This window comes from Pseudomonas sp. lyk4-TYG-107, from assembly GCF_030209055.1.
Taxonomy (GTDB): domain Bacteria; phylum Pseudomonadota; class Gammaproteobacteria; order Pseudomonadales; family Pseudomonadaceae; genus Aquipseudomonas; species Aquipseudomonas putida_A.
This window is the reverse complement of sequence record NZ_JARVST010000019.1, coordinates 323,004-347,702: the sequence shown is the minus strand read 5'-3', so window position 1 is coordinate 347,702 and position 24,699 is coordinate 323,004. Positions and strand designations below refer to the sequence as shown.

Below are 24,699 nucleotides of genomic sequence, written 5' to 3'. Positions count from 1 at the left end.
GAGCCTGATCCGCGGTGAGGAATATTCAAGCATGACGGCCCTAAACACACCCTGAACAAAACCAATTGAAGTCAACAGGAAAACGTATTAACAACGCGTGTCGAAACGGGCTTTGTGCATTTCAATGATTGAATGGCAGTGATACAAGGCCGGCTAAATGACGCGCCCTTTCTTCGGCGACGGATGCTCGGCCGGTTCAGCCCTGGCGCTTTTCAACAACTGCGCAAACGCGCCCTTGTCGATCGGCCGGCTCATGAAGTAGCCCTGCACCTCGTTGCATTGATCCTTGCCGAGAATCTCCAGTTGCTCCTCGGTTTCCACGCCTTCGGCGGTGACGGTCAGGCCCATGGCTTTGCCCAGGCCGATGATCGCCTGAACCACGGCGCGATCGTTGGCGCCGTTGCTGATCGAGGCGATGAAGCGTTTGTCGATCTTGATCCCGTCGAACGGGTAGGCGCGCAGGTAGCCGAGGGACGAATAGCCGGTGCCGAAGTCGTCCATGTTCAGCCGCACCCCGAGTTGCTTCAGCGCATTCATCGTGGCCAGCGCACCGTCGGTGTCGACGAGCATCACGTTTTCGGTGATTTCCAGTTCCAGGCGACTGGCCGGGAAACGGGTCTGGATCAGCGCTTCGCGCACGTCTTCGACGACATCGCTGAGGGCAAATTGCGCCGGCGACAGATTGACCGAGAGCAGAATGTCTGACGGCCAGCTCAGTGCGGTTTCACAGGCTTCACGCAATACCCAGCGGCCCAGCGCCACGATCAGGTCGGTCTGTTCCGCCAGGCCGATGAACACGTCGGGCCCCAGCAGCCCCTTGGTCGGATGCTGCCAGCGCACCAATGCCTCGACCGAGACGATGTGCTTGCCGTCGACGGTGTAGCGCGGCTGGTAATGCAGGATGAATTCGTCGTTCTTCAACGCGCCACGCAAATCGCTTTCCATTTGCCGGCGGGTCTGGATCTGGTCGTTCATGTGCGCTTCGAAATAGCACCAGGTGTTCTTGCCCTCGGACTTGGCCTGATACAGCGCGATGTCGGCGCAACGGATCAACTCGCTGGGCACGAAGCCCTGACGGCGGCTCAGGGCGATGCCAATGCTGGCCCCGACGTGCAGCGGATGGTGCTCGAAGACCATCGGTTGATGCAGGCTCTCGACCAGCCGGGTACAAAAGCGGTCGACCTCTTGCCGAGTGTCCATGCCATTGAGCACCACAACGAATTCGTCACCGCCCAGGCGCGCGACGATGTCGTGCTCACGGGTGCATTCGCGCAGGCGACTGGCGACTTCCTGCAACACCGCATCACCGGCCGGATGGCCGAGGGAATCGTTGATCGGCTTGAAGTTGTCCAGATCGATCACCAGTAACGACAGTGGCGGGGCATGCTCTTTGAGCAGCAGCGCGTCATCCAGATAACGCGACAATTGATTGCGATTGGGCAGGCCGGTCAAGGCGTCGTGCATCGACAGGTGCTGGATCTGCGCATGGGCAGCGACTTCGTCGGTGATGTCACTGGCGGTGCCGCGATAGCCGACCACGCTTTGCTTCTCGATGATCGGCCGCGCTGATAGCCGGCAGTGGCGTTGCTGCCCGGCGTGATCGCGGTAGGTGCAGCGTAGGTCGCTGGCATTGCTGTCTTCGGTGAGTTTTTTCAGCCACAGCTCCAGCGGCGTGGTATCGCAGGACACCAGTTGCCCGATGCCTTGCCCCAGCCACTCGGTTTGCGGGTAACCGGTCACCTCGCTGAAGCGCGCCGAGAGATAGGTCAGGCGCAGTTGATTGTCGACTTCCCAGATCCAGTCCGATGCGGCTTCGGCCACGGCGCGAAAGCGTTCTTCGCTGGCTTCCAGTGCATGGTTGGCCGCCTCCAGCGCCTGATTCGAGCTCTTCAACGTGCTGAAACTCTGATCGACGTAGGTCGACGATCGCACGGCGTGACGCAGGAAATAGGCGGTCAACAGCATCAGCACGGCCAGCACGCTGCCGAGTGTTGGCAGCAATGACCACAACAATTGCTGCCCGGGTCGCTTCAGATCTGCCGTCATGCTGAAACCGGTACTGTCCAGCGGCACGCGTGGTTGCTCCCCGCTGAGCTGTTCATCCGGCATCAGAGTCAGGTTGTTCAGGCCATAGGCCACGCCAAGCGCTTGCAGTTTGGCCGGTGTCAGCTTGTCGACGAATACCAGCACCGACGTCTGTTGCGGATCGCCCACCGGGCGCTCATCGTTGGGCAGAATGGCCGCCGCCGTGACCAGCGCCGGCCAGCCGTCGAACAGCGAGTAGGTGCTGACAGGCACAGTCAGCTCGGACTGGTTTTGCACCTGATCAATCAACGACGCGGCAGGCGCCGCGAGCCAGTGCGCGATGTCCGCGTCTTCCTGCTGTCCCTGCACCACGGCGTATTTGGTGCGCTGCCGATCCAGCACGAACACGCCGTCATAACCGTCAGTGGTGAACAGGGTCTTGCCGATGTTCTGTTGGGTATACGCCCAGTCGGTATCGACCTGGGTGTGCAGGTGCTCATAGGCGGTGGTCCAGTCAGCGTAACTGGTGATGTAGCTCTTTGAGGTGCTGATGCGGTTTTCCAGGGCGCGGGCCATGTAGAAACGGTTCTGCTCGACATCCTCGCGATCCAGGCGAGCGGCAATGCCGAGCAGGGTGCCGATAGCGGCAATCACCCCGACGATAAACAGCGTGCCTACCGCGAACGCCAGGCGGCGGGTGATTGCGCTTTGCTGAGGCGGAACAGGCGCAGCGGGAGCGAAGACATCCATATGTTCGTCCTTGATTCTCTGTCTGAATCATCTGGAACAGCGGCCTGCGTGCAATGTTCAATGTGTTTGCCGAGCTTGCATCGAGGCGGATTTCTCAAGCGTAGTGAACGCGCGGGGATTTTGCCTTGAGACTGCGACGGGCATGCGATGGCCGGGAACGATCAGTGCTTAGTGCGAAGAAACATACGGGGAGGGCGTGGCGGACTGGGGCAGGGCATACGTGGCCTTCATCCACGCGACCTCAGCCAGCGGCGTGCGCCCGAAGAATCGCTTGAACTCGCGGCTGAACTGCGAGGCGCTTTCATAACCGACGTTGAACGCTGCCGTCGCGGCCGGTATGGCGCCACGCAGCATCAGCAAACGCGCCTGATGCAGGCGCGTGGCCTTGAGGTATTGCATCGGCGATGAGTCGGTGACGTTGCGAAAATGCACATGAAAGCTCGGTACGCTCATCCCGGCTTCCTCGGCGAGGGACTCGACATCCAGGCGTTGCTCATAGCTGCTGTGAATCCGCCGGATCGCCCGGCTGACCTTGCCGAAATGCCCTTGCTGCTGGAGCGCCGCACGCATCGACCCGCCTTGGGCGCCGGTCAGAATCCGGTAGTAGATCTCCCGAACCAGCGCCGGCCCGAGGATCTGCGCGTCGCCCGGATCGCTCATCGCTTCGAGCAAACGCAGGGTCGAGGCGCGCAATGGATCATCCATCGGCGAGGCGTACATTCCCTTGGGTGGAGCGTCGCTGGGGCCGAACACCTCGTCGACCTGCAGCATCAACTCGCTGGCCAATTGCAGGTCGAGGCGCATATACACCGCCAGCATCGGTTCAGCCGCACTGGCTTCGGTTTCCATGGTGAACGGCACCGGCACCGACACCACCAGATAATGCTGGGCGTCATAGACGTAGACGTCATCGCCTAGATAGCCGCGCTTGCGCCCCTGACAGAGAATCACGATGCCCGGCTCATACAGCACCGGGGTGTTGCTCAGCGGCCGATTCGAGCGCAGAAAACGCACGTCCTCCAGCGCACTGAGGTTGTAACCCTCCAGCGGCGCGAGCTGTTCAAGCAACTGCACCATGCGCGCGGTATACGGATCGGATGGACTCATGGGCATTGATCTCTGTGCCGGGACTCAGCCATCGGTGGAGCGGGTCAGGGTTTCCCATTGCTCGATGTCGCTGAGGCTGCGTTGCAGTTTATCGCGCACCAGATTCAGCGCATCGCTGCCCAATAGCAAGTGCGCGGGCGGTGCGGCGCTGGCGATCAGTTGCAGCATGGCCTGCGCCGCCTTGCGCGGATCGCCCAACTGCTTGCCGCTCTTCTCTTCACGGGCCTTGCGCACCGGGTCGAAGCTGGCGTCATAGTCGGCAATGCTGCGCGCCGTGCGCTGCATCGAACGCCCGGCCCAATCGGTACGAAACGAGCCAGGTGCCACCGCCGTGACAAAAATGTTGAACGGCTGCAATTCCTTGCTCAGCGTATCGGAGAGCCCTTCGAGGGCAAACTTGCTCGAGCAGTAATAGGCAATACCGGGCATGGTGATGGTGCCGCCCATCGAGGTGATATTCAGAATGCGCCCGGCGCGCCGTTGCCGGAAATACGGCACGAACGCCTTGATCATCGCTGCCGCGCCGAACACGTTGACGTCGAACTGACGCCGCATCTGCGCCAGCGGTGACTCCTCGAAAATGCCCTCATGTCCGTAACCGGCGTTGTTCACCAGCACATCGACCGGACCCAGTGTGGCGTCGACGTCGGCGATCACCCCGTCGATGCGTTCGAAATCGGTGACGTCGAGCAACACCCCGTGTGCCCGATCCGCTGACAAGGCCTCGAACGACTTCAGATCGGCCTCGTTGCGCACGGTACCGATCACCCGGTGACCGGCGTTGATCGCTTCTTGCGCGAGCGCGCTGCCAAAGCCGCTGCTGACACCGGTGATGAATAAGGTTTTGCTGCTGTGCATGGCAATCTCCGACGGATAGATGAAACGACATGGTAGGCAGCGCGGCGTGGCAAGGGTATGCCGGTTTGTCTGGGAGGATTGCCTATTTCTATAGGCAGGCCTGCAAGGGAAGTTGTCCTTCAGCCCACAAAAAAACGTCGTTCCTGGAGCGGCGCTGCCATTCAGTTGAGTGTTACTCAGCTACCAATCTGTACCTTTGCGGTGCTCGCCATGGGCGATCGGGTAGCACCGCTCGAGTCTTGCACGGCAGGGTCTTATCGCCGTTTTGCCGCTTAAATCATGCAAATCAAAAGCTTGGGCTGCACATGTGAAATCTGGCATGCATCGTGCTTTTTTGTATCCGTGGATAATTGGATACAAAAAGACAAAAGGTGCTGCCATGCAATTCGCTCCCGCCTACGATCAGCGTCAACCGATGACCGCCGAGGAAGAGGCCTACAACTTTCTGTTGGAAGGCATTTGCGGTGGTCGTTATCGCAAGGGCGACCGGTTGATCGCCGAGGACATCGCCAGTGAAATCGGCATGAGCCGCATGCCGGTGCGCGAAGCCTTTCGCCGCCTCGATGCGCAGGGCCTGGTGACGCTGCGGCCTAACCGCGGCGCAGTGGTCAGCGGTCTGGATGTCGAGCAAATGCATGAAGTGTTCGAGATGCGCAGCGCCCTGGAAGGGCTGGCGATTCGCATCGCCGTACCCAAGATCAGCGAGCGTCAGTTGACCGCGCTGGAGCGGCTGCTCGATGAAATGGACGACTACCGCGAGGAGAGTGCGGCATGGGTCAGCCGCCATCGCAAGTTCCATGAATACCTGTGCAGCCTCAGCGATCGCCCACGACTGCTGAAGCAGATCAGCGCCCTCTATTCGCTGATCGAAGCGCCGATGCGCCTTTGGCTGCAGCACATCGAAAAGCCCCTGAGTGCGCGCCAGGAACACCAGATGATCCTCGATGCGATTCGCGCCGGTGACGCCAGCAAGGCCGAAGCCGTGGTGCGCGAGCACATCGAAGGCACCGTCCCCGAACTGATCAAATTTTTGCAATCGGAAAAATAACCACAGAGCGGAACACGAGTCCGCCGATGTTTTGACTTTGAGTACTGCCCCGTTACTAACCGAACTGGAGTGTCTGGTCATGCATACGTCTCGCCTGTTACTGGCTGCAATATCCCTCGGACTCTGTACGCAGTGGGCGCTTGCCGCACCCACGGTGCCGGAGCGTCTGCTCAAGGTCGACAAACTGACCTATTGCTCGGGCATGGATTCACCGCCGCTGGTGTCTTTTGATGAAGCGCAAAAGCCCAAAGGGCTGACCGTCGATCTGGGCCTGGAAATCGCCAGGCGGCTAGGCGACAAGAAGGTCGATTGGCGGGTGATTCCATTCTCCGGATTGCTCCCGGCCTTGCTCGCCAAACAGTGCGACATGATCGTCGACCAGTTGTTCGACAAGCCCGAGCGCCGCGAGGTGATCGACATCGTCAACTACATGTATTCCAGCCAGGCGGTCGTCGTGCCCAAGGGCAATCCGAAGGCGCTCAAGACCTTGGCGGATCTGAGCGGGCACAAAATCGCGGTGCTCAACGGTTCGACTATCAAGACCTTGCTCGATACCGAAAATGAAAGCCTGAGCAAGGCCGGCAAGCCGCCGATGAAACTGGTGGTCTACAACACCGATACCGATGCCTTCCAGGCCCTGCGCATCAATCAGGTCGACGCTTACGGCACCACCGTAGAAACCGCCGGCTATTACGCGGCGATGGCGCCGGATCTGTTCGAGGAAGGCGTGCCAGCCTTCAGCCGAATCCTCACCGGTCTGGGCATTCGCAAGGATGATGCGCAACTGAGCGCCGCCGTGCAGCAAATCATCACCGACATGCGCAGCGATGGCAGCTACAACCAGCTTCTGAGCAAATGGCACGTCTCCAGCGACACACTCGATTGAGGTAAGCGTTGATGAACTTCAATTGGGATGTGTTCTGGCAGTACCTGTTGCAGCCCAGCGGCGTGTACCTCACCGGCCTCTGGCTGACATGCCTGATCAGTGTGCTGGCGATGTTGCTGGGCTGTGTGCTGGGGCTGGCCGCCGCGCTGCTGCGCTTGTCGAAGAACCCGTTGTTGCATCTGCCGGTGCGTTTTTATGTGTGGCTGATGCGCGGCACACCGTTGCTGGTGCAGATCGTTTTCCTCTACACCGCGCTGGCGGCGGGCGGGATTTTTCGCTTCGAAGACATCGAGCTGTTCGGGCTAGTGGTGCCCGGCAACATCCAGGCCGCGATCATTGCTCTGGGGCTCAACGAAGGCGCGTACATGGCCGAGATCATTCGCGCCGGGATCGGCGCCGTGGACAAGGGCCAGTACGAGGCCGGCCGCTCGCTGGGCATGACCTTCGCCAAACTGATGCGTCGCATCGTGCTGCCGCAAGCGTTCCGGGTGATCGTGCCGCCGCTGGGCAACGAGTTCAACGTGATGCTGAAAAACACCACGCTGGTCAGCGTGATCGGCGTGCAGGAGTTGTTGCTCAGCACGCAGATGGTCACCTCGGCGACTTTTCGGGTGTTCGAGTTGTACCTGGTGGTGGCGATTTATTTCCTGTTACTGACCACGCTGTGGGGCTTCTTTCAGCGCTGGCTGGAGAACCGCTTCGGCCAGTCCGACCGACCTTCTGCGCCACCGCCGGCCTCCAGCCGGATGTTCGGCCGCAGCACTCTGAAACTGCTGAGGGGGCGTTAATCATGGCGCAGCAAAGTGACGAGCTAATCATCGAGGCGCTGAACATTCACAAGGCCTTCGGTGATCTGCAGATTCTCAAAGGCATCTCGCTGCAAGTGCGACGCGGTGAAGTGGTGGTGCTGATCGGCGCCTCGGGTTCGGGCAAAACCACGTTTATCCGCTGCATCAATCTGCTCGAAGACATTCAGGGCGGAGAGATCCGGGTCAACGGCCAGCCCATGGGTTATCGCACCCGGGCGGACGGCAGTCTGGTGCGCGATTCGGAACGCAACATCGCTCGCCAACGCCGGGACATTGGCATGGTGTTCCAGCGCTTCAACCTGTTCCCGCACATGACCGCGCTGGAAAACATCATCGAAGCACCGATTCAGGTGTTGGGTGTGCCACGCCAGGCTGCGCTGGAGCAGGCGCGAGCCTTGCTCAAGCGAGTCGGGCTGGCGGACAAGGCCGCTCATTACCCGTCGATGCTTTCCGGCGGCCAGCAGCAACGGGTGGCGATCGCCCGCGCACTGGCGATGAAACCGCAGGCGATGCTGTTCGACGAACCCACCAGCGCGCTCGACCCGGAAACCGTCGGCGAGGTTCTGCAGGTGATGAAGGAGCTGGCCGAGGAGGGCATGACCATGGTCGTGGTCACCCACGAAATGGGCTTTGCCCGCGAGGTGGCCGACCGGGTGGTGGTGCTCGATCAGGGGGAACTGATCGAACAAGGCCCGCCGGAGCAGATTTTCAGCCGGCCCACCCATCCCCGTACTCAGGCCTTTCTCAGCCGCGTGCTGTGAATTTCACAAGGATATTGACGATGCGTTTATCGAGCTTGTTCGCGGCGCTGTGCTGCGCCGCTGTGGTGCCCATGCTTCAAGCCGCCGACTCGGTGGTGAAGGTTTACAACTGGTCCGATTACATCGGCCCCGACACGCTGAAGAATTTCGAGAAAGACAACGCGATCAAGGTTCAGTACGACATCTTCGACACCAATGAAATGCTCGAAGCCAAGTTACTTTCCGGGCACTCGGGTTACGACGTGGTGGTGCCGTCGAGCCAGTTTCTGTCCAAACAGATTCGCGCCGGTGCCTATCAGCCGCTGCAACGCGAACTGCTCGATAACTGGAAGCACCTCGATCCGCGTCTGATGCAGCGTCTGCAGGCTGCCGACCCGGGCAATAAATACGCCGTGCCGTACATGTGGGGCACGGTGGGTATCGGCTACAACGAGGAGAAAGTCCGCGCCGTGCTGGGCAAGGATGCGCCGCTGGATTCCTGGTCGATGGTGTTCGACCCGCAGAACCTCGCCAAACTGAAGAGCTGCGGCGTGGCGTTCCTCGATGCACCGGTGAAGATCATTCCTCAGGCCCTGCTTTACCTTGGGCTGGACCCCAACAGCGTCAAGCCCGACGACTACAAACAGGCTTCCAAACTGCTGATGACCTTGCGGCCCTCAGTGACTTACTTCAACTCATCGAAGTACACCGCCGACCTCGCCAACGGCGATATCTGCGTGGCGATCGGCTATTCCGGCGACGTGATGCAGGCCCAGACCCGGGCGCGCGAGGCGGGCAAAAACATCGATATCCGCTACCTGATTCCCAAGGAAGGCGTGAACCTCTGGTTCGACATGCTGGCGATCCCCAAGGACGCCGGCAACGTCGCCAACGCCCATGCGTTCATCAATTACTTGCTGCGCCCTGAGGTGATTGCGCCGGTCAGCGATTACGTCGGTTACGCCAATCCGAACAAGGACGCCACGGCGCTGATGGATAGCAAAGTCAGCGGCAACCCGGGGATCTACCCGACTGACGAGGTGATCAACCATGCCTTCGTCTCCGCCGATCTGCCGGAAAACATCCAGCGCCTGATCACCCGCGAATGGAACCGGATCAAGTCCGGCCAATGAATTTGATTTGAAGAGCCTTTGCCATGTTGAAATTCTCTGCTCACGAATATCCCTATCCATCGCAACGCCAAAGCGTCTTCGCCCGTCGTGGCATGGTCGCGGCGTCTCAGCCACTTGCCGCGCAGGCCGGCATCGAGATGCTGCAGAAGGGTGGAAATGCAATCGACGCGGCCATCGCCACGGCGGCGGCACTGACCGTGGTCGAGCCTACGGGCTGCGGCCTGGGCGGTGATGCGTTTGCGCTGGTCTGGTTCAAGGATCAGCTGCATGGCCTCAATGCCAACGGCCATGCCCCGGCCAGTCTGAGCATCGAAGCGGTGAAAGCAGCCGGCCATGAGCAAATGCCGCTGTATGGCTGGACGCCAGTGACGGTGCCCGGTTGCCCATCGGCCTGGGCCGAGCTGTCGCAACGCTTTGGCGTGTTGCCGTTCGCCGATTTGCTGCAACCGGCTATCAGCCTGGCCAGAGACGGTTTTCCGCTGTCGCCGGTGGTTGCCCATCAATGGCAGATCGCACTGGATGAGTTCAGTCCGCACCGCGATGAGGTGCTGCAGGCCTGGTTCGATACGTTCCTGATTGACGGTCGTGCGCCCAAGGCCGGTGAGCTGTTCCGTAACCCGGCGCAGGCGCGAACCCTTGAGGAGTTGGCCAGCACTCGTTGCGAGAGTTTGTATCGCGGCGCACTGGCGCAACGCCTGGATGCGCATTCGCGGGCAACGGGCGGCTATCTGCGCGCCACGGATCTTGAGCATTACCGCGCGCAGTGGGTCGAGCCCATCCACGTCAATTATCGCGGCGTGGATGTCTGGGAAATCCCGCCGAGCGGGCAGGGGCTGGTTGCGCTGATGGCGCTGAAGATTCTTGAAGGCTTCAACTTCGATCACCGTGACAGCCAGCAGACCTGGCACCGGCAACTGGAGGCGATGAAGCTCGCCTACAGTGATGGGCTGCACTACATCACCGATCCGCTGCACATGCGCGTGGCCGTGGCCGATCTGTTGAGCGACGAATACAGCGCCCGCCGCCGCGCTCAGGTCGGCGAACAAGCGCAACCGCCGAAACCGGGCGATCCCCATGCCAGTGGCACGGTGTACCTGGCCACGGCGGACGGGCAGGGCAATATGGTGTCGTTCATCCAGAGCAATTATCACGGCTTCGGCTCAGGCGTGGTGCTGCCGGACAGCGGCATCGCCCTGCAGAACCGTGGCCAGGAATTCAGCCTGGATCCCGAGCATGCCAACGCGTTGGCGCCGGGGAAAAAGACCTTTCACACGATCATTCCCGGCTTCCTCACCAAGGACGGTCAGGCGTTGGGCCCGTTCGGGGTGATGGGCGGCTACATGCAGCCGCAGGGGCATGTGCAGATGGTGATGAACCTGGTGGATTTCGGCTTGAACCCGCAGTCGGCACTGGACGCGCCGCGCTGGCAGTGGCTTGGCGGGATGAAGGTCGGCATCGAGCAGGGTGCTTCAAGGGATCTGGCCAACGCGTTGGCGCGTCGCGGGCATGAGGTGCAGATCGCCAGTGACCTGACGGATTACGGCAGAGGACAGATTATTCTGCGTGATCCAGTGACGGGTGTGCTGTGTGGCGGGACTGAGCCGCGGGCGGATTCGCATATTGCGGTTTGGTAAAGCGGATTGATTGCCAGGGATTGACGAGCATTGCCCCTTTGACCGTTAGCGCAAAGATCGGTAATAGGGGCAAAAGCATAAGCTCGCCTGAACGATTCGCGTCAGTCCAATGGGGCTTTGTTAGCCGCTATCCGCTCGGTCAACTGTTCGTTAACGTCAAAAATCGAAGACAATGTACCTAGAAACTTGGTTTCAGAGGGGATGCAGGTAGGTGCTCTATCGATGTTAGTTTACGGATCCTCCTTCATGACGCGTTGATATTTCCTACATTTATCGTCCGGCTCATTTGATAGCGTTCTCAACCATCTGTCGGCGTTGCACGATGCATAGGCTGGTCGAATCAAAAGAGTAGGGAGTAGTGAGTGCAGGATCACGTTCGCGATTCAGAAAAGGTGTGGTCGGATAAAATAGCGCAACTGCGCAGGCGCCTTGATGATGTGGGCTGTGTGTTCGAGTTTGTGTCCCTGATCGTTGACGATGACATAGGTGTTCATGAGCAGTTTCATCGGCGAGCGCTTTCAGAACTCTATGAACAAATCATGGACAGTCAGCGCGAGTGGCATGGAAAGCTTATCCAGCGTGTGCCGGTCGGGGATTATCCCGAGCCTACGATGAGTTGGAATATTTCTGAAGCCGTGGGTGAGCAGTTGAGCTCCGAGCAAATACGTGGTCTTACTCGCACCGAGGCCAATTGCGCTGAGCCATTCTCACTTTATGCTGATTTTTGTCGTCCACTTTTCCAGTTGAAAACAGTGTGCTACGCCGAAGACACGCAAGTATTGTTCCGTGAGTGGATCAATGTGCTGGGACTTCTGGAGCACCGCGATATCTCAGTCTTCAGTTGGGTGGTGGGGCCTTGGCAGCAGATCAATTGCGTTCCAGATGGGCATTCACTAAGCGCGGCGTGGACAGACTTTTTCTGTCTGGAGACGAAGACTGAACATGTCTGGTGTCTGACGATTTGGAACTCCGAACGCCGAACATTGGCGGCGTTAGCTGCCTGTTCGGCTGGTGGAACATAGGTGTTTTGGGGACAGAGTGCCAAGCTTCAGAAAAGCGCCGTGTCCATTTGCTAACAGCAAGAGACTTTCCATAACTGATCGAGCCGGGTGGTGTAACTCTGACTCATCATTTCTCGACGCATCGTCCAAGCCGGGTTACTCGGGACGCTGGCAGTTCGCAGTGTCCCGGGACCCCATCGATGATTGATTTCATCCAGGACGGACATAACCTTCGTAGCAGCTGCTGGTTGCGATATTGCGAATAAATCGTCCGTGTACTCACCAGGCTGACAGAGGTTGAGCAGCATCACTTCGGCCTTGCTGTAGTTAAATCCGGGGCGGAACACATGATCGAGTGAATCCACAGCTGTTTTGGTCAAAAGCCTGACGTCATCTGTTGGATAGGGAAGCTCAATCACAACGCCATTGGCGTACTTTGCTTCTTCCGGATTGAACATGCCGGTGCGTATGCTGACTCGAATTTTTTTGCAAAGTGACTGCTGTGCTCTGAGTTTTTCCGCAGCCCTTTGCATATAGGTGGCAACCGCTTCCTTTATCGGCGCAAGCTCTTTCAATCGCTGCCCGAACATTCGGCTGCAGCAAATTTCTTGTTTTGGAGGATCCGGTTCTTCAAGTTCCAGACAGGGCGTGCCGGCCAGTTCACGCGCCGTTTTCTCGATCACCACACTGAAATTTTTACGCAGCGTCCAAGGATCAGCTTTGGCCAGATCCATGGCGGTATTGATGCCCATCGCGTTCAGATGCAGCTGCATCCGTCGACCGACACCCCATACCTCTGACACATCAGTATTGCGAAGAACCCAGTCTCGTTTGAATGGATCGCAAATATTCACGACGCCACCCGTTTGGGCCTGCAATCGTTTAGCCGTGTGGTTGGCCAACTTGGACAGGGTTTTGGTGTGAGCAATACCGACACCAACGGGTATCCCGGTGGCGCGTAGGACGTTGCTACGAATCTGCCTGCCGAGTGCATCCAGATTTGCGATGCCTGTGAGGTCTGCGAACGCCTCGTCGATGCTGTAAACCTCCACCATAGGTACCAGAGACTCAATGGCAGTCATGACACGCTCACTCATATCGCCATAGAGCGCATAGTTGGAGGAAAAGGGGACAATGCCATGCTGGCGGAGCTTGGTTTTGATCTGAAAGTAGGGTTCGCCCATTTTCACAAAAGGTTTGGCGTCTGCTGATCGTGCGATCACGCATCCATCGTTGTTTGAGAGCACCACGATTGGCACTCTGGCCAAGTCGGGACGAAATACCCGTTCGCAACTGGCGTAGAAACTATTGCAGTCGATCAGTGCGAATACAGGGGGCTGTTTAGACATGGCTACGTACACTGCCGGTGATGACACCCCAGATAGCAAGTTCATCTCCCTCGAGCACGTAGCGAGGTGGAAATTTCGGATTCTCTGACAACAAGATGACCTCTTTGCCGCGCAAGCATAATCGTTTGCAGACAGGATCATTGTTGAGCAATGCGACCACGATGTGGCCATGAATCGGTTCAATTGAACGATCGACTATTGCCAGATCACCATCAAAAATTCCGGCGCCCTGCATGCTCTCTCCCGTAATTGAAACGAGATAAACATGGGGTGCACGAATGTTCAGAACCTCATCCAATGAGATGTGGGCCTCAATGTGATCCGCAGCAGGCGATGGGAAACCGGCTGGTACACGCGATAAACAGAGAGGTAATTTCCGGCCGCCCACAGCGATAGGGCCTTGGATTGAAAAGCTCATGACGCACGACTTCCGATACTGTACGAATGTACAGTTAACGTTTTGATCGGCTGTCGGTCAATTTCCACTTTTAAAAATCTGACAGCCGGGCGTGTCGATTCACAGCCCGGTTTCAGAGTCGCACCGACTGCATGCCCGTTTTCTCAGTGGACATTCATTTTTTCGAAGTGCGCAAGAAGTTGCGCAGTGCTTCCTCGGTTTTTGGTGTTAAGACGCTCTGAAACCCACGTAATTCAAGGCTTTCAGCCAACTGCGCAACTTTTTGCACACTACTGCGCAAGAAGTTGCGCACTTTCATGTTTGTTTGAGGGAATTGAAAACAAAAAATGAAGGAACGGTAGCCTGAAAGCCTCAATTTCAAAGGGCTTCATATCTGTTGGCATGAGTTTTGATAGCTAAGCGCCACCAGCGCAGGCAATGGTGCCTGTCGGTTGTGTATTTTCGAGCAAGGAGAGCATCCCCATGGCAACACCAGCGTACATGTCCGTCACTGGCGAAAAACAAGGTCTGATCACTGCCGGCGCGTTCACCGCCGACTCCGTGGGCAACACCTTCCAGGAAGGTCACGAAGACCAGGTCATGGTTCAGGCCTTCACCCACGACGTGATCATCCCGCGTGATCCGCAATCCGGTCAGCCAACCGGTCAGCGTGTGCACAAGCCAGTGGTCATCACCAAGGTATACGACAAGGCTTCGCCTCTGCTGCAAGCGGCGCTGACTTCCGGCGAGCGCATGAGCGAAATCGTTATCCAGTGGTACCGCACTTCGGCTCAAGGTACTCAAGAGCACTACTACACCACCAAACTGGAAGACGCGATCATCGTCGCCATCAACAACAAGATGCACAACTGCCAGGACCCGTCGAACGCCCACTTCACCCACCTGGAAGAAGTGCAGTTCACCTACCGCAAAATCACCTGGACCCACGAAGTCTCCGGTACTTCGGGCTCCGATGACTGGCGTGCTCCAGTCGTTTAATCGCGACTGATGGTTGTACTGCCCTGGCCAGTGCGGCTGGCCGGGGCGGCTTTGATCTAAAGAATTTTTTGCGTGCGCCACGCTTCATGGAATGGCGCCCGTCGCAGCATTGCGCGAGGAACAAGGGATGTTCTCACCGGCCAATCAGCCTCATTTCAATCTGACCATCGATGGCGCGGACAGCGATTTCCAGGTGCTGTCGTTCACCGGGAAAGAGGCGCTCAACACCCCCTTCGAGTTCGAACTGGAACTGGTCAGTGAGAAAGCCTCGATCAACCTCGAAAGCCTGCTGCACAAACTCGCGTTCCTGCAGCTGTCGCCCAGCGGCACGGGGATTCACGGGCTGATCTACAGCATCGCCCAGGGCGAGGCCGGCAAGCGCCTGACCCGCTATAAAATCTCCCTGCGCCCACAGCTCTCGTACCTCGCGCATCGGGTCAACCAGCGCATCTTCCAGCAGATGACCGTGCAACAGATCATCAGCAAGGTGCTGGAAGAACACGGCATTCTCGCCAGTGACTATCACTTCCAACTGAGCGCGATTTATCCGGAGCGCATCTACTGCGTGCAGTACGACGAAAGCGATCTGCATTTCGTCCAGCGCCTGTGTGAGGAGGAGGGGATTCACTACCACTTCCAGCACACCGCCAGCGGCCACAAACTGATGTTCGGCGATGACCAGACGGTGTTCCCGAAACTGGCGCCAGTGGCTTATCAGCAGGACTCCGGACTGGTCGCCGATCAACCAGTGGTCAAGCGTTTCGGCCTGCATCTGGCGACCCGCACCAGCCGCACCACACGACGTGATTACGACTTCGTCAAACCGAAGATCGAGCTCGAAAGCGATGCCAAGAGTAGCGCCCAGCCGGATCTGGAGGATTACGATTACCCGGGGCGTTTCGTAGATCGCGAGCGCGGCAAGCACCTGGCCAATCGCGCACTGGAGCGCCATCGCAGCGACTATCGTCTGGCCGAGGGCAACAGCGATCAGCCGATTCTGGTCAGCGGGCATTTCCTCGCCCTCACCGAACACGCCAACCCGACCTGGAACGATCTGTGGCTGCTGACCGAGATCCTCCACGAAGGCAAGCAGCCGCAAGTGCTCGAAGAGTCGGTGACCAGCGACACCACTGACAACAAGGACGATTTCCACCAGGGCTACCGCAACCGCTTCAATGCGATCCCGTGGGACGTGCCGTACCGGCCGCCGCTCGATCACCCGAAACCGAAAGTCCTCGGCACTCAGAGCGCCGTGGTCTGCGGCCCTGAGGGCGAAGAAATTTACTGCGACCAGTACGGTCGGGTGAAGGTGCAGTTCTTCTGGGATCGCGAAGGCGAGCACGACGACAAGACCAGTTGCTGGATGCGTGTGGCCTCGAACTGGGCCGCGGAAACCTTTGGCGCGATCAACATTCCGCGGGTCGGCATGGAGGTGTTGATCACCTTCCTGGAAGGCGATCCCGATCAGCCGCTGATCACCGGTTGCCTGTACCACGGCGCGAATCTGCCGCCGTACAAACTGCCGGACTTCAAGACCCTGGCCACGGTCAAGAGCAAGGAATACAAGGGTAGCCGCGCCAACGAACTGCGCATCGACGACACCACCAGCGAGATCAGTATTGCGCTGCGCAGTGATCACGGCGCCAGTGCGATCAACCTCGGCTACTTGACACACCCGCGCCCGAGCGGCGGGCAGCCGCGTGGCGAAGGTTTCGAGTTGCGCACCGATCGCCATGGCGCGGTGCGTGCCGGCGCCGGCCTGCTGATCACCACCGAGCCGCGCCCGAACGAATCGAAGCACCACAAGGATTTGCCGGAAACCGCCGAGCGCCTCGCCACCGCCAGCGATCAGCAGGACGGTTTCGCCACCCAGGCCAAAGAGCTTCAAGCGCAAGAGGCCGGCGATCAGGACGACGTGGCCAAGGCGTTGCACGCGCAGCATCAAGGCGTACTCGGCAGTGGCCCGGCGAACATGACCGCCAATGAATTCCCTGAATTCACCGAGCCGCATCTGGTGCTCGCCAGCCCCGCGGGCATCGCCCTGACCACGCCGCGCTCCAGCCACATCGCCACCGGTGAACACCTGGCGCTGAGTAGCACCGGGCACACCAGTTTTTCCATCGGCAAACGCCTGCTGGCCAGTGCCAGCCGTGGCATGCGTCTGTTCGTGCAAAGCATGGGCTGGCGTCTGGTCGCGGCGTCCGGCGACATCGACGTCAAGGCTCTCAAGGACAGCATCAACCTGCTGGCCAAACTCAACATCACTGCCAATGCTGACCGCATCACCATCACCGCCAAGACCGAACTGGTGATCCAGGGCGGCGGCAGCGCGACCACCTACAACGCCGGCGGCATCACCCACGCCACTACGGGCCCGTACACCGCGCACGCGGCGAACTTCGCCTACACCGGGGCGAAAAGTCTGGCCGGGGTATTCCCGGAACCGCCGAAACCGGGCAAGGGCAATCTGGAACTGTTCAACCAGTACGCCGGGCGCCAAGGCATCAAGGAAGGCGACTACGAAGTCATCGACGCCCTGGGCAAAAGCATCAAGGGCAAGCTCGACGCCAAGGGTTTCGCCAGCGTTTCTGGCGCTGCACCAGGCCCCGCGCGTGTGTTGTTCGGCAAGGATCCGGCGGACACCTGGAGTGAGGGCAGCTACATCGGCAAAGCGGAATGGCCGCTAAAACCGCCAGCCACTGAAGACGTGCCGAGCCAGGTGCAGGCGATGGTTGCGCAGGTTCTGCCGAACAAGAACTGGGACATGCTGGAGAAGGGCAAGGAACTGGCGCAGAGCGGCATGGGCGCCATGCAGACCGCACAGGGCGCGATGCAGACGGCGCAGCAGGTGAAAGGGGCGGTGCAGGGCGGGGTGGCCGGGTTACCGAAACTTGCCAGTGCGGCGCTGCCGAGTGCATCGAGCATCCTCGGCGCAGCGAGCAAGGCAGGGAAACTGCCAAGCCTCCCGGCCCCGTCCTTGCCCAAACCATCGCTCAAGACGCCTGGCCTGCTAAATGGGGAGGTGCTCTCATGACTGAGGCAGCCGTTGCCAAGAAGCGAGAGCCACAGGTAGCCGTCTTTCGCTTACAAAAAACATTGATGATGAAGAAACCCTACTCAATTGGTGGCTGCAGAGCTGACTGATTGTCCAAAAGCGATCTGGTGACGGCCATTGAAGCTTGGATGGCCGAGTAAGCGGTGGAAAAGGGTTTTCGGTGCGAACCTGTTTTCAATTTTCCATTGGCCGATACGAAACCAAAATTGAGTCAAAGGAGTGACAACATGAAAGATGTAATCCGCTTGGGCGACTCCACTACTCACGGTGGCAAGGTGCTCGAAGCCTTCTCCCAAACCGATCTCAACGGCAAGCCTATTGCCGGAGTCGGTCACAAGGTCAGCTGTCCACTGTGCAAAGGGGTTTTCCCAATTGCAGAGGGCAGCAGCACCTACACCGTTGAAGGCACGCCAATCGCTCTGGACGGTATGAAAACCGCTTGCGGTGCTGCGCTGATTGCAAGCGGCCCGAAAGGCGCAGTGATCAGCTGATCGTTCTAACTACATCTTGGCTCCATTGCTGATGAGAAGCGACGTCCAGTCGTACCCCTCAACCGGCGATGCGCCTCATGTTTTCCCTGAATTCCCGAGCCTGCTGGCTGGTAAGACGCTCCCATGACGACCAATACCGCTGTTGCAACCAAACGTGAACCACAAGTCGCCGTCGTTCCCCTGAATCTGATCATGGTGGAAGACGTAGGCCGCAGTGCGGCTCAATTCGATGCCTGGTTGCGGGATATCAGTGGTGATCTGGTCACCCTGGAACGCATCAAGACGGTGGCGGGGGCTTTGCCTGTTGTCGGTAACATCATGGCATTGGTCGATGCGCTGAATGATGTTGTGACGCTCTCCAATAGTCCGAGACAAGATCCCCTCAATTGGGTCAGCCTGGGAATTAACCTGATCGGTGTTTTGCCGATGCCGCCGAATATGGCAGCAGCGCGCATGAGCTTGCGACCGACGCTATTTCTGGTGCGTCAGGAAGTCGCCAAGGTCGGAAAGTTGGTACTCGGTGATGCGTTGATCAACGTGGTGGTCGGTCATTTGAACGCTGACATCGTGGGGGTGATTGATGATTTCGTTAAGCAGGCCCAAGCCAAACTTAAAGAGTTGCTCAATGACGCAGGGGAGCTCGGCGAGAAAATCCTCAACGAAATTGCCAACGGCCTGGAAAGGGTCGTAAACGGTAAGCTCGATGCCAAAGGCAATTTGAAAGCAGCCGAGCAGATGGCAAGTGCTGCCAGCGATCAGTTGCTCCATGACCCCCTGAGTGCGATCAGCAATATTTTTGGCGCCGCCGCGAATGTTTACAAGGCCGCTGGGAAAGGTGTGGCCAACAGCGCCGCCGAGCATCTTTTGCCAGAACAGGCCAGGAAGAAGGTGCTGGTCCATACGAAATCTTTGCGAGCCATGGGGCCTGAGCTGCGCACGCAGTTGAACAAGTTGAGCGATCCGGCCGTTCAAAGCTCCATTGGTGCATTGCTGGTGGTGCTGGCCAGTGCAGTTGCAGCCTGGCGGATGCGCAATGTTCACGGACAAGGCGGCAACGTCAAACCAGGAACAACCAGCCAGTCGAGACGTGTTGCAGACGACGGCAAAGTTGAGGTCAGTCGAGGCGAGTCGAAACCAAAGTCGCGGCCTAATGATGAGAAAAACGAAGTGTGCCCCGCGACCTGCAAAAGCATCAGCTTCGCCATGGGTACAGAGACGTTCAATCACACAGACTTCAGCTTGCCCGGTGCATTTCCCATCGAATGGACGCGCACGTATTGTTCTGATCTGAACGCCTATGACGCGGACGTGATTGGAGCCCGCTGGATCACAGCGTTTACCACCAGGATCGATGCGGTGGATGACGGCCTCGTGTTCCACGATGCGGACGGACGTAGCCATGCCTATCCGGTACCGAAGGTCGGTCAATTCCACTACGACGCGATTGAAAACATCACCTTGGTGCATGTTAGCGAGGAGCAGTTATTGCTGTGCCGTGGTTTCGATCGCAAGGAAACCTATAACCGCCGCGGTCAACGTTTTGTATTGGTTGGTGTTGAGCTGCGAAACGGGGCGGGGATCATGTTGCATCATGAGCATCGTCACGGAGAAGTGCCGGTTTTGTCCGATCTGATCACCTATCAGGAAAATGACATCACCAAAGTTCACCGCCACATCGGCACCATGGTTGATGCTTATGGCCGTGTCACCGGCCTGTGGGAAATCTGTGATGGGGCTCCGCTGCGGCAGTTGTGTGCATACGAATATGACGGACAAGGTGATCTGGTTCAGGCGCAGGATGAAAATGGAGCCGCTTGGTCTTACCAATACGAGCACCACCTGATTACACGTTATACAGATCGAACCGGTCGCGGGATGAACCTGCAGTGGCAGGGCACAGGCACTGATGCCAAAGCAGTTCGTGAGTGGGCGGATGACGGTAGCTTTGAAACTCGCCTGGAATGGGACGAGAACATTCGTCTGACCTATGTCACCGATGCTCATGGCAACGAGACCTGGCATTACTACGACAGCCTCGGCTACACCTACCGTATTCGTCACGCCGATGGCTTGTCCGAATGGCTGTTTCGTGATGATGCCAAAAACGTGGTGCGGCATGTGCATCCGGATGGATCGACAGATCGTTACAGCTACGACGAGCGCAGTAATCGGCTTGAGCATATTCGTGCGGACAACAGCGTGGTGCATTTTGCCTATGATGATCAGGATCAACTGGTCAAGATCATGGATGCAGAGGGTGGAGTCTGGCTAAGATCTTACGATGATGTTGGCAATCTGATTGAAACGATCGATCCACTCGGTAACAAAACAGAGTACGCGTACGACAAGAAAGGTTTGCTGATTGCGATCAAGGACGCAAACGGCAACGAGAAAACGCTCGAGTACAACGACGCTGGACAATTACTCAAATACGTCGATTGCTCAGGCAAGACTACTGCGTGGGAGTATGACGATCGAGGCTTGATGATCTGTGCAATCGATGCCGCTGGGCAAAGCACCGAGTATGAGTACAAGTCTGGACACGTGGCGCTCATCAAGCATCCCGACAAAACACAAGAGCGCTTTGAGTACGACGCGGAAGGTCGGTTGTTGGCGCATGTCGACGGACTGGATCGCTGTACGACCTGGAGTTATGCAGCATCGGGTTTTCTCGCTGAGCGAGTGGACGCAGCCGAACAGACTTTGCGTTATCGCTGGGATCGCCTGGGGCGTTTGCAAGCGTTGGAGAACCAGAATGAGCGTTCGGCACAATTCCTCTATGACCCAGTTGGACGGTTACTGACCGAAACAGGCTTTGACGGTAGTCTGACTCGCTATCAATACGATATAGCTTCAGGACGTCTGTCAAAGGTAGCTACTGGTGACCGTGTTGTGACGATTGCGTACGACGAAATGGGACGTGTGACTGAGCGCCTTGCAACCCTTGGCGATCAGTCACAGGCAGAAAATTATGCTTATGATGGCAGGGGTCAGATGATCCTTGCGAGCAATGCCGATAGTCGTGTGCAGTGGTTCCACGATGCGGCAGGCAACATGGTGCGTGAGCATCAGCATTATCTTTGTCTGGAAAAACCACTCGTTGCTGTTTGGCAACATGAGTACGACGTGCTCAATCAGCGCGTTGCTACGATTCGTCCTGATGGACATCGAGTCAGTTGGTTGACCTACGGCAGCGGCCATCTCTTGGCGTTGCGTCTTAACGAGCATGAGCTGCTTGGGTATGAGCGCGATGACATGCACCGCGAAGTCGCTCGGCATCAAGGCAATCGTCTGGTACAGATTCAGAAATGGGATCCTGTCGGGCGGTTGCAGGAGCAACTGCTGGGGCGCAGTGATGACAAGTCTGTCGTTCTCAAGCGTGAGTACACCTACGACGCAGCAGAACAACTGAGCGAAATCAACGATACACGTCGTGGTCAGTTGTCCTACCGTTATGATCCAGTGAGCAGGTTGGTGAGCGCAGTCAGTCGTTTGGGTGTTGAGACATTCGACTTTGACCCGGCGGGTAACTTGTTGGATGAAAAGACGGCTGAGAATCGGCGACCATTGGAGCTGACCCCAGCACGCAGCAAACTGGTCGATAACTTACTGCGCGATTACGCCGGCACTCACTACGAATACGACGAACGCGGTAATCAGATCAAGCGCTGGCAGGACGGTGCTTTCAGTCAAATGCGCTGGGATCTGTTTGATCGGTTGGTGCATTTTGAAGACGCCAAGCTATCGGTGGAATATGCCTACGATGCGCTTGGGCGAAGATTGCTGAAGAACTCAAGGGTGCATTACCAGCCTAGATCGGCAGCGGGCTCACTGTGGAATAGCACTGAGCAGGCCAGGTTGCAGCGCGAGCATGGGTGTGGGTTCACATTGTACGGCTGGGATGGCGATAACCTGGCTTGGGAAAGTCGTGCTGCGCAGCAGGATGGCGAGGCGGGCCGCACGATTCACTATGTGTTTGAGCCGGGTACGTTCATTCCGGTTGCGCAGGCTATGTCTCATTCTTCTATCAATTTGGTGGGATTACCGAGCTATGACGAGGGCTACAGTGTGGAGGAAGATCCGCTCTGGAATCACTCATCAGTGTCGCCACCCATCGATGTGTTGACATGGTTCCAGTGCGACCATCTTGGTACGCCTCAAGAACTGACCGATCAGAGCGGTGACCTTGTGTGGCGTGCTCAGTACAAGGCTTGGGGAGAGATCACAGAAGAGTGGTCGCAATGGGCGAAACAGCAGGGCGTTACCAACCCGATTCGATTCCAGGGGCAATACCATGATCATGAGACGGGGCTGCACTACAATCGGCATCGATATTACGATCCGAGCGTGGGTCGTTTTATCAGCCAAGATCCGAGTGGTTACGCAGGCGGGTTGAACCTGTTTGAGTACGCTCCGAATCCTTCGAACTGGGTCGATCCGTTAGGATTGGCTAAAAAAGGCGGACAATCGGGTGGCACCCCTAAACAGGCGCAATCAAAGGTTCGAAGAGGCCAGGCACCGGCGGAAATCACTCGTATTGATGAACCTGAACAAAGTGTTCCTAACAGTCAATGGCATGCACACTGCAAGTGTGGGTCGGGATACAATCTAGACGGATCAATACATGATAAAGGAAAAGGAGATGTGACCTTCTCTAACAAAACAAAAGCATGGCTAAATGATCACGGTTGGAGTATTCCTTAAATGAAGCTGGTTGATATTTATACAAAGATCATAAATAAAGAGCCATATAGTGATATGGGTGTGTTCTTTGAAGATTACGAAAATTTTGAAGAGATACCGCTTGTTTCTAGATATAAGCGATTGGATTTTTTAAAAAAGGAAATGAGCAACGACAAGGTGTCGGAAGTGCTTGTGGGGATGGCGGTTTTTGTAATGAGCTTGATAAGAATAATGGAGAAAATTGATAAGGGTACTTTTTACGCCATCACTTTTACTGATTTTGACGACGTGGATGAGCGGAGCGTTATTATCCCCAATATTTTCGTTTATCCAGAAGGCGTTTCAAGCGGATTTCTCGACAAGGTAGAAAAAAAAGATAGGAAAGTCGCTTCTCGAGAAATGGAGGAGGTGAAAAATAGCTTTCGGAACGTAGGTGGGGAGTCAATGTTTGATTTCCACGAGAGTAGATTTTATGACTCTGCATGCGATGAGGAAATTGTTAGAGTCTTCGTTGTTCCAAAAGTAGAAAAGAGAATGGTAGGTAAGGTGGCTCATAATTCGCGGCGTCCAAGTTTAGGTTTATAGCTTTTGGATGCGACCAGCTAAATAACTTAACTTGCATTGTTGCCTGCAGGTTTGACCTTGATCGATCGAGAAGTGTGAGGCTGGTTCATTGCTTGACGCGCGTAGGTAATTACGAAGGATGCATGCACTGTCGATTTTGACTCATTGGTGTGACTTTGGGGTGCCGAATATTATCCACGTTTGGATACACCTTGCTCAACGCGCACACTGGTGTGGCGAGCATTTGCGATTTAAGCTGCGCGCCTTTTAAGGAGCGCTAAATGCGAGAATTGTTAAAATACAAACTGGTTTCTTTGCTCGCATTACCTTTGATAAGTGCTTGTTCATCACTTGGCTCTTTGGGCGTTGGCGGCACTGCACCAGGCCATGAGGTGGCACCGCAAACGACGATCGACAACTGTTCTGTGGGGTGTCCCGCAGGAGGCAGTGAGGTCACGCTCTATCGTCAGGCCTATACCCTGAACAACAATGCAACAACCAAGTTCGCCAACTGGGTAGCTTACAAAATCACCAAAGCAACACCCGCCAGTGGCCGCCCTCGTAATTGGAAGACGGACCCTGACGTACCTTCGGGGGAAACGCTTAATCCTCAGGATTACAATGGGGCGAGCGCCGCTTTGAAAATTGATCGAGGTCATCAAGCTAATCTGGCCTCTATGGGCGGTGTCTCCGATTGGCAGTCGCTCAACTACCTGACGAACATCACCCCACAAAAAACGGATCTCAACCAAGGGGCTTGGGCACGTCTTGAAGACCAAGAGCGCAACCTTGGTAAAGCCGCAGACGTGGATGCGGTATATGTCGTTACCGGGCCACTTTACGAGCGAACCATTGGCTCTCTCCCGGGCACCCAGAAGGCTCACACAATCCCGAGTGGATACTGGAAGGTGATCTTCACGGGGACTTCGCCTGTTGGTGGGCTTTACGCTGCATTTATCATGGATCAAAGCACACCGCGATCGGCGAACTTTTGTGATTTTCAGGTAACGGTGGCGGAGATAGAGAAGCGATCAGGACTGACGTTGTGGAACGGATTACCACGAGATGTTCAGACACAGCTAAAACTGACGAGTGGGCAGTTGGCTAAAAAAATTGGTTGCTCAGCCCCTCAAGATCTATCCACTAGGTAGAGAGGGGCAGGAGCGCGGC

The 24,699-nt window shown here is 57.1% G+C and carries 18 protein-coding genes; 13 read left to right on the top strand and 5 right to left on the bottom strand.

From position 1 onward, the window contains the following. Window positions 1–153 precede the first annotated feature (153 nt). The 3 genes from QRN61_RS16880 to QRN61_RS16870 form a co-directional block, all read right to left on the bottom strand. Window positions 154–2,775: a bifunctional diguanylate cyclase/phosphodiesterase gene (locus QRN61_RS16880; protein WP_285374283.1), complete on the bottom strand. Its 2,622-nt coding sequence runs from the start codon at window positions 2,773–2,775 to the stop codon at window positions 154–156. A 168-nt stretch (window positions 2,776–2,943) separates the two neighbouring features. Further along, window positions 2,944–3,882, bottom strand: a complete 939-nt coding sequence (locus QRN61_RS16875) for an AraC family transcriptional regulator (protein WP_285374282.1) — start codon at window positions 3,880–3,882, stop codon at window positions 2,944–2,946. Between the two features lie 24 nt (window positions 3,883–3,906). Further along, window positions 3,907–4,740 carry an oxidoreductase gene (locus QRN61_RS16870; protein WP_285374281.1) on the bottom strand — a complete coding sequence of 278 codons (834 nt, stop codon included), beginning with the start codon at window positions 4,738–4,740 and terminating at the stop codon, window positions 3,907–3,909. A gap of 379 nt (window positions 4,741–5,119) precedes the next feature. Between QRN61_RS16870 and QRN61_RS16865 the strand changes: the two genes are divergently transcribed. The 7 genes from QRN61_RS16865 (at window position 5,120) to QRN61_RS16835 (ending at window position 12,012) form a co-directional block, all read left to right on the top strand. Continuing rightward, on the top strand, window positions 5,120–5,788 hold the full coding sequence (locus QRN61_RS16865; protein ID WP_098964038.1) for a GntR family transcriptional regulator: 669 nt from the start codon (window positions 5,120–5,122) through the stop codon (window positions 5,786–5,788). A 79-nt stretch (window positions 5,789–5,867) separates the two neighbouring features. Next, the gene (locus QRN61_RS16860) at window positions 5,868–6,674 is read left to right on the top strand and encodes an ABC transporter substrate-binding protein (RefSeq protein WP_285374280.1); all 807 of its coding nucleotides are present in this window, start codon (window positions 5,868–5,870) and stop codon (window positions 6,672–6,674) included. A gap of 11 nt (window positions 6,675–6,685) precedes the next feature. Beyond that, window positions 6,686–7,462, top strand: a complete 777-nt coding sequence (locus QRN61_RS16855; protein ID WP_007967116.1) for an amino acid ABC transporter permease — start codon at window positions 6,686–6,688, stop codon at window positions 7,460–7,462. Between the two features lie 2 nt (window positions 7,463–7,464). Then, window positions 7,465–8,244, top strand: coding sequence for an amino acid ABC transporter ATP-binding protein (locus QRN61_RS16850; RefSeq protein ID WP_285374279.1), 780 nt, complete (start codon window positions 7,465–7,467; stop codon window positions 8,242–8,244). Between the two features lie 20 nt (window positions 8,245–8,264). Further along, window positions 8,265–9,356: a polyamine ABC transporter substrate-binding protein gene (locus tag QRN61_RS16845; RefSeq protein ID WP_285374278.1), complete on the top strand. Its 1,092-nt coding sequence runs from the start codon at window positions 8,265–8,267 to the stop codon at window positions 9,354–9,356. Window positions 9,357–9,379: 23 nt separating this feature from the next. Next, window positions 9,380–10,990, top strand: a complete 1,611-nt coding sequence (locus QRN61_RS16840; RefSeq protein ID WP_285374277.1) for a gamma-glutamyltransferase family protein — start codon at window positions 9,380–9,382, stop codon at window positions 10,988–10,990. Between the two features lie 362 nt (window positions 10,991–11,352). Continuing rightward, window positions 11,353–12,012, top strand: coding sequence for a hypothetical protein (locus QRN61_RS16835; RefSeq protein WP_285374276.1), 660 nt, complete (start codon window positions 11,353–11,355; stop codon window positions 12,010–12,012). 50 nt (window positions 12,013–12,062) lie between these two features. On the opposite strand, the gene umuC is transcribed toward QRN61_RS16835, so the two are convergent. Both umuC and QRN61_RS16825 read right to left on the bottom strand, forming a co-directional pair. Continuing rightward, on the bottom strand, window positions 12,063–13,340 hold the full coding sequence (gene umuC / locus QRN61_RS16830; protein WP_285374275.1) for a translesion error-prone DNA polymerase V subunit UmuC: 1,278 nt from the start codon (window positions 13,338–13,340) through the stop codon (window positions 12,063–12,065). Then, complete coding sequence (locus tag QRN61_RS16825; protein ID WP_285374274.1) at window positions 13,333–13,758, bottom strand: LexA family protein; 426 nt, start codon at window positions 13,756–13,758, stop codon at window positions 13,333–13,335. The genes umuC and QRN61_RS16825 overlap by 8 nt, the downstream gene beginning before the upstream one ends. A 462-nt stretch (window positions 13,759–14,220) precedes the next feature. Between QRN61_RS16825 and QRN61_RS16820 the strand changes: the two genes are divergently transcribed. From QRN61_RS16820 to QRN61_RS16795, 6 genes are all read left to right on the top strand, one after another. Then, complete coding sequence (locus tag QRN61_RS16820; RefSeq protein WP_027613808.1) at window positions 14,221–14,736, top strand: Hcp family type VI secretion system effector; 516 nt, start codon at window positions 14,221–14,223, stop codon at window positions 14,734–14,736. A gap of 127 nt (window positions 14,737–14,863) precedes the next feature. Further along, window positions 14,864–17,770 (top strand): type VI secretion system Vgr family protein, encoded by a 2,907-nt coding sequence (locus tag QRN61_RS16815; RefSeq protein ID WP_285374273.1) that lies wholly within the window; start codon window positions 14,864–14,866, stop codon window positions 17,768–17,770. A gap of 248 nt (window positions 17,771–18,018) precedes the next feature. Further along, window positions 18,019–18,282: a PAAR domain-containing protein gene (locus QRN61_RS16810; protein WP_285374272.1), complete on the top strand. Its 264-nt coding sequence runs from the start codon at window positions 18,019–18,021 to the stop codon at window positions 18,280–18,282. 123 nt (window positions 18,283–18,405) lie between these two features. Then, a complete protein-coding gene (locus QRN61_RS16805; protein WP_285374271.1) occupies window positions 18,406–22,986 on the top strand; it encodes an RHS repeat-associated core domain-containing protein in 4,581 nt (1,526 codons plus the stop codon). Continuing rightward, window positions 22,987–23,550, top strand: a complete 564-nt coding sequence (locus QRN61_RS16800) for an Imm15 family immunity protein (protein ID WP_285374270.1) — start codon at window positions 22,987–22,989, stop codon at window positions 23,548–23,550. It begins immediately after the preceding gene. 260 nt (window positions 23,551–23,810) lie between these two features. After that, window positions 23,811–24,680 carry a DNA/RNA non-specific endonuclease gene (locus QRN61_RS16795; protein ID WP_285374269.1) on the top strand — a complete coding sequence of 290 codons (870 nt, stop codon included), beginning with the start codon at window positions 23,811–23,813 and terminating at the stop codon, window positions 24,678–24,680. Window positions 24,681–24,699: the final 19 nt, after the last annotated feature.

What these genes read in the sequence shown, in the direction of transcription:
- QRN61_RS16820 (WP_027613808.1), top strand. Translation starts at nt 14,221, where the DNA reads ATGGCAACACCAGCGTACATGTCCGTCACTGGCGAAAAACAAGGTCTG.
- QRN61_RS16825 (WP_285374274.1), bottom strand. Translation starts at nt 13,758, where the DNA reads ATGAGCTTTTCAATCCAAGGCCCTATCGCTGTGGGCGGCCGGAAATTA.
- QRN61_RS16850 (WP_285374279.1), top strand. Translation starts at nt 7,465, where the DNA reads ATGGCGCAGCAAAGTGACGAGCTAATCATCGAGGCGCTGAACATTCAC.
- QRN61_RS16795 (WP_285374269.1), top strand. Translation starts at nt 23,811, where the DNA reads ATGCGAGAATTGTTAAAATACAAACTGGTTTCTTTGCTCGCATTACCT.
- QRN61_RS16810 (WP_285374272.1), top strand. Translation starts at nt 18,019, where the DNA reads ATGAAAGATGTAATCCGCTTGGGCGACTCCACTACTCACGGTGGCAAG.
- QRN61_RS16805 (WP_285374271.1), top strand. Translation starts at nt 18,406, where the DNA reads ATGACGACCAATACCGCTGTTGCAACCAAACGTGAACCACAAGTCGCC.
- QRN61_RS16855 (WP_007967116.1), top strand. Translation starts at nt 6,686, where the DNA reads ATGAACTTCAATTGGGATGTGTTCTGGCAGTACCTGTTGCAGCCCAGC.
- QRN61_RS16880 (WP_285374283.1), bottom strand. Translation starts at nt 2,775, where the DNA reads ATGGATGTCTTCGCTCCCGCTGCGCCTGTTCCGCCTCAGCAAAGCGCA.
- QRN61_RS16865 (WP_098964038.1), top strand. Translation starts at nt 5,120, where the DNA reads ATGCAATTCGCTCCCGCCTACGATCAGCGTCAACCGATGACCGCCGAG.
- QRN61_RS16860 (WP_285374280.1), top strand. Translation starts at nt 5,868, where the DNA reads ATGCATACGTCTCGCCTGTTACTGGCTGCAATATCCCTCGGACTCTGT.
- QRN61_RS16845 (WP_285374278.1), top strand. Translation starts at nt 8,265, where the DNA reads ATGCGTTTATCGAGCTTGTTCGCGGCGCTGTGCTGCGCCGCTGTGGTG.
- umuC (WP_285374275.1), bottom strand. Translation starts at nt 13,340, where the DNA reads ATGTCTAAACAGCCCCCTGTATTCGCACTGATCGACTGCAATAGTTTC.
- QRN61_RS16840 (WP_285374277.1), top strand. Translation starts at nt 9,380, where the DNA reads ATGTTGAAATTCTCTGCTCACGAATATCCCTATCCATCGCAACGCCAA.
- QRN61_RS16815 (WP_285374273.1), top strand. Translation starts at nt 14,864, where the DNA reads ATGTTCTCACCGGCCAATCAGCCTCATTTCAATCTGACCATCGATGGC.
- QRN61_RS16875 (WP_285374282.1), bottom strand. Translation starts at nt 3,882, where the DNA reads ATGAGTCCATCCGATCCGTATACCGCGCGCATGGTGCAGTTGCTTGAA.
- QRN61_RS16800 (WP_285374270.1), top strand. Translation starts at nt 22,987, where the DNA reads ATGAAGCTGGTTGATATTTATACAAAGATCATAAATAAAGAGCCATAT.
- QRN61_RS16870 (WP_285374281.1), bottom strand. Translation starts at nt 4,740, where the DNA reads ATGCACAGCAGCAAAACCTTATTCATCACCGGTGTCAGCAGCGGCTTT.